Origin of the sequence: Micromonospora sp. LOL_015, from assembly GCF_048060275.1 — a bacterium.
GTDB lineage: Bacteria > Actinomycetota > Actinomycetes > Mycobacteriales > Micromonosporaceae > Micromonospora_E.
Map to the genome: position 1 here is coordinate 1 of NZ_JBHMIO010000132.1, position 1,470 is coordinate 1,470.

A 1,470-nucleotide genomic window follows, 5' to 3' on the forward strand; every position below is an offset into this window, starting at 1 on the left:
GTTCTGTCCGTGTTGAAAATCGGACATCGGCTGAGTTGCGGGACGAGCGCGACTCCTGATGATCTTGCGGGTGACTAGCCTCGAAGTTCATCGCTGGAGCCGCGCTCGTGACGACATCTTCCCTGACCGACCCCGTTGTTGACCACCTCGCCGATCTGGCGTTGTGGGAAGCCGAACTCGCCGCCGGTCCAGCCCCGGCCGATCCCTTGTCGATGGCGTCGCCCCTGGTAGCACGCCTGGCTCAGGTGCCGGACCCCCGCCGGCCGCGCGGACGGCGCCATCCGCTGCTGGTGATCCTGGTCCTGACCGCGTGTGCCACCCTCGTCGCCGGCAACGACAGCCTGACCGCGATCCGGCAGTGGGCAGCCCGGACCCCACAGGACGTCCTGCACCGCCTCGGCGCCCGCCGTGACCCACTGACCAGCCGCTACCTCGTACCGAGCGAACGGACCTTCCGGCGGGTCCTGGCCGCCGTCGACGGCGACGCCCTCGACACGGCGACCTGCGGCTACGCCGCGGACGTGGCACGCGGCGACACCCCGGCCCCGCAGATCCCCGCCGGCGTCGACGAACCCACCGAACGCGAACAACGCCGCGCCGCGACCCGGGCGTTCACCCACCCGGCACCGGCCGGACCGCTGCCCGCCGCCGCGATCGACGGGAAACTGCTGCACGGCACCCGCACCCCTACCGGGCAGGTGTTCCTGGTCGCCGCCGTCACCCACGACCGTGCCGTGATCCTGGGCCAACGCCAGGTCGCCGACAAACGCGGCGAGGCCACCGCGACCGAGGACCTACTCACACCGCTGAACGTCGCCGGCATGCTGCTCACCCTGGACGCCCTGCACACCAACAGGAAGACCGCCCGGCTGATCACCGGCACGTTGAACGCCCACTACATGCTGATCCTGAAGGGGAACCAGCCGCTCGCCCTGCGGGCCGCCCACACGTTGCTGTCCGGCACCGACACCGAGTTCGCCGACCGGACCGGCGTCGACGCCGATCGCGGACACGGACGCACCGAACGCCGCACGATCCGCGTCACCGGCTGCGACGACACCCTGTTCCCCGGAGCCCGCCAGGTCTTCCGGCTACGCCGCGACACCGGCGGACTCGACGGGATCCGCACCAGCAAACAGATCATCCACGGCAGGGTCAGCCTCGACGCCACCCAGGCCGGACCGCAGCACCTCAACGCCTACGTCAGAGGACACTGGTCGGTGGAAACCCGCCTGCACTGGACCCGTGACGTCACCTTCAACGAGGACGACTCCCAGCTCAGGACGGGTGCGGCTCCCCGCAACGTCGCCGCCATGCGCAACCTGGCCCTGAACACCTTCCGCCTCGCCGGACGCGCCAACATCGCCCACGCCCGCCGTGACCTCCACGACCGCGCCGACACCTTCGCCGTCTACGACATCTGACAAACAATGATCAAGTCAGACATAGAGGAACAACGCCGGGGCCGTG

General features: G+C 69.9%; 1 protein-coding gene. It reads left to right on the plus strand.

Features of this window, described 5'->3' with window-relative positions:
• The first annotated feature begins 107 nt into the window (after positions 1 to 107).
• A complete protein-coding gene (locus ACFHWU_RS29105; protein ID WP_416592296.1) occupies positions 108 to 1,424 on the plus strand; it encodes an ISAs1 family transposase in 1,317 nt (438 codons plus the stop codon).
• The last annotated feature ends 46 nt before the right edge of the window (positions 1,425 to 1,470 follow it).